This window comes from Azorhizobium sp. AG788 (assembly GCF_943371865.1).
GTDB lineage: Bacteria > Pseudomonadota > Alphaproteobacteria > Rhizobiales > Xanthobacteraceae > Azorhizobium.
Genome location: NZ_CALRWL010000116.1, coordinates 1 through 3,005 on the forward strand (window position 1 = coordinate 1; position 3,005 = coordinate 3,005).

3 protein-coding genes are annotated in these 3,005 nt (G+C 65.7%); all 3 read left to right on the forward strand.

Annotated features, from left to right (window positions below; genetic code table 11):
• Positions 1–556: cell division protein ZapE (gene zapE / locus AAG816_RS27700; RefSeq protein WP_341992936.1), on the forward strand; the 556-nt coding region annotated here is incomplete at its 5' end.
• 154 nt (positions 557–710) lie between these two features.
• Positions 711–1,676, forward strand: a complete 966-nt coding sequence (mdh, locus tag AAG816_RS27705) for a malate dehydrogenase (protein WP_341992937.1) — start codon at positions 711–713, stop codon at positions 1,674–1,676.
• 136 nt (positions 1,677–1,812) lie between these two features.
• Positions 1,813–3,005: ADP-forming succinate--CoA ligase subunit beta (sucC, locus tag AAG816_RS27710; protein ID WP_341992938.1), on the forward strand; the 1,193-nt coding region annotated here is incomplete at its 3' end.

Here is a 3,005-nt window from a genome sequence, read left to right on the forward strand (position 1 = left end):
CGATGCCCGCACCGACTACCGGATGGAAAAGCTCGACGGCCTGCCCACCTGGTACAGCCCCCTCGACGCGGCGGCCCACGCGGCCATCGATGCGGCCTGGCTGCGCCTGGCGGGTCCCGATGGCGGCAAGCCGTCCGAAATGCACATGAAGGGGCGGATCATTCCCGTGCCGCGGGCGGGGCAGGGCGCCGCCCGCTTCAGCTTCGCCGATCTGTGCGAGCGTCCGCTGGGGGCCTCGGACTATCTGCGGCTGTCGCGCACCTTCCACACTTTGGTGCTGGACGACATCCCGGCGCTGAATCCGGAGCGGCGCAACGAAGCCAAGCGCTTCATCACCCTGATCGACACGCTCTACGACAATAACGTCAAACTCATCGCCTCCGCCGAGACCGAGCCGGAGGGGCTTTACACCGGCGCCGACGGCACCGAGGCCTTCGAGTTTGCCCGCACCGTCTCGCGTCTCCACGAGATGCGCTCCTCCGATTACCTCTCTATGCCGCACGGACGCGGGGATTCCGCCGCCAGCGGCGATGCCACCGGCCTTGTGGAAACCTGACCGGGGGCCTGTCGTGGTGTCCCCGCGCGCCCGGTTAACCCTACCGCTGCGAAAGCCGTATGCGCTGACGTCTTGAACCCCTCTGCGGATGGGAGTAGTCAAGCCCCGCTCGGCCTTAGGCCGCTGTCTCTTGCATCCGAGGATTTCGTCCCTCATGGCGCGCAGCAAGATTGCCCTGATCGGCGCCGGCCAGATTGGCGGTACGCTCGCGCTTCTGGCGGGGCTGAAGGACTTGGGCGACATCGTCCTGTTCGATGTGGCCGAAGGGATTCCCCAGGGCAAAGCGCTGGATCTTGCGGAGCTGGCGCCGGTGGCGGGGTTTGATTCCCGCCTCGTGGGCACCAATGCCTATGAGCATATTGCCGGCGCGGACGTGGTCATCGTGACCGCTGGCATCGCCCGCAAGCCCGGCATGAGCCGCGACGACCTGCTTTCGGTCAATCTCAAGGTGATGGAACAGGCCGGCGCCGGCATTGCCAAATACGCCCCGGACGCCTTCGTCATCTGCATCACCAATCCCCTGGACGCCATGGTCTGGGCGCTGCAACGGGCGTCCGGCCTGCCGCGTCCCAAGGTGGTGGGCATGGCCGGGGTGCTCGACAGCGCCCGCTTGCGGTTCTTCCTGGCGGACGAGTTCAACGTCTCGGTGGAGGACGTCACCGCCTTCGTCATGGGCGGGCATGGCGACACCATGGTGCCGTTGATCCGCTATTGCACGGTGGCGGGCATTCCGGTGCCGGACCTGATCAAGATCGGCTGGACCAGCCAGGAGCGCATCGACGCCATCATCCAGCGCACCCGCGATGGCGGCGCGGAGATCGTCGAATTGCTGAAGACCGGCTCGGCCTTCTATGCGCCCGCGGCTGCCGCCATCGCCATGGCCGAGAGCTATCTCAAGGACAAGAAGCGCGTGCTGCCGGTGGCTGCCGCTCTGTCCGGGGAATACGGTCTGAAGGATATTTACGTGGGTGTTCCGGCGGTGATCGGGGCCCGCGGTGTGGAGCGGATCGTGGAAATCGATCTCGATCGCTCTGAACGTGCCCAATTCGACAAGTCGGTATCCGCGGTCCAAGGACTGGTGGACGCCTGCCTGAGCCTCGCACCGGACCTCGCCCGGTGACCGCGTAATCCCCCCGGCGGCCCCTAGCGGGCCGCCGTTTTCATGCCGATCGGGCAGCCGGTCGGCCAGTTTCCACCCGAAGTGTTCCGCTCCCTAAAGGGAGGGGGCAGTTCGAAACCCTTAGGGACGGAGCCCCATGAACATCCACGAGTACCAGGCGAAAGCTCTGCTGAAGACGTACGGCGCGCCGGTGTCGCGCGGCGTCGCGGTTTTGGCGGTCGATGAGGCGGAAAAGGCGGCCACCGAACTGGGCGGGCCGCTGTGGGTGGTGAAATCCCAGATCCATGCGGGCGGCCGCGGCAAGGGCAAGTTCAAGGAAGCCGCCGCCGGTGAAAAGGGCGGCGTGCGCCTCGCCCGCTCCGTGGACGAGGTGAAGACCTTCGTGCGCGAGATGCTCGGCAACACCCTGGTGACCGCCCAGACCGGCCCGGCCGGTAAGCAGGTCAACCGCCTCTATATCGAGGAAGGCTCCGACATCGAGGCGGAGTTCTATCTCTCGCTGCTGGTGGATCGCACCACCTCGCGGGTCTCCTTCGTGGTCTCCACCGAAGGCGGCATGGACATCGAGGAAGTGGCTCACAACACCCCTGAGAAGATCGTCTCCTTCTCGGTGGATCCGGCCACCGGCATCGAGCCGTTCCACGGCCGCAAGGTGGCCGATGCGCTCGGCCTCACCGGCGATCTGGCCAAGCAGGCCGGCAAGGTGACCGAGGTGCTCTACACCGCCTTCACCGACACCGACATGGCGATGCTGGAGATCAACCCGCTCATCGTCACCAAGGACGCCAAGATCAAGGTGCTGGACGCCAAGGTCACCTTCGACAGCAACGCTCTGTTCCGCCATCCGGACCTGATGCCGCTGCGCGACGAGACCGAGGAAGACGCCAAGGAGATCGAGGCCTCCAAATACGACCTCGCCTACATCGCGCTCGAAGGCACCATCGGCTGCATGGTGAATGGCGCGGGCCTGGCTATGGCCACGCTCGACATCATCAAGCTCTATGGCGAGGAGCCGGCCAACTTCCTCGACGTGGGCGGTGGCGCCACCGAGGAGAAGGTGACGGCGGCGTTCAAGATCATCACCTCGGACCCCTCGGTGAAGGGCATCCTGGTGAACATCTTCGGCGGCATCATGAAGTGCGACGTGATCGCCCGCGGCGTGATCGCGGCGGTGACCGCGGTGGGGCTGAAGGTGCCTTTGGTGGTGCGCCTGGAAGGCACCAATGTGGAGCAGGGCAAGCAGATCATCCGCGACAGCGGCCTGAACGTGATCCCCGCCGATGATCTGGATGATGCGGCGCAGAAGATCGTCGCGGCCGTGAAGAAGGA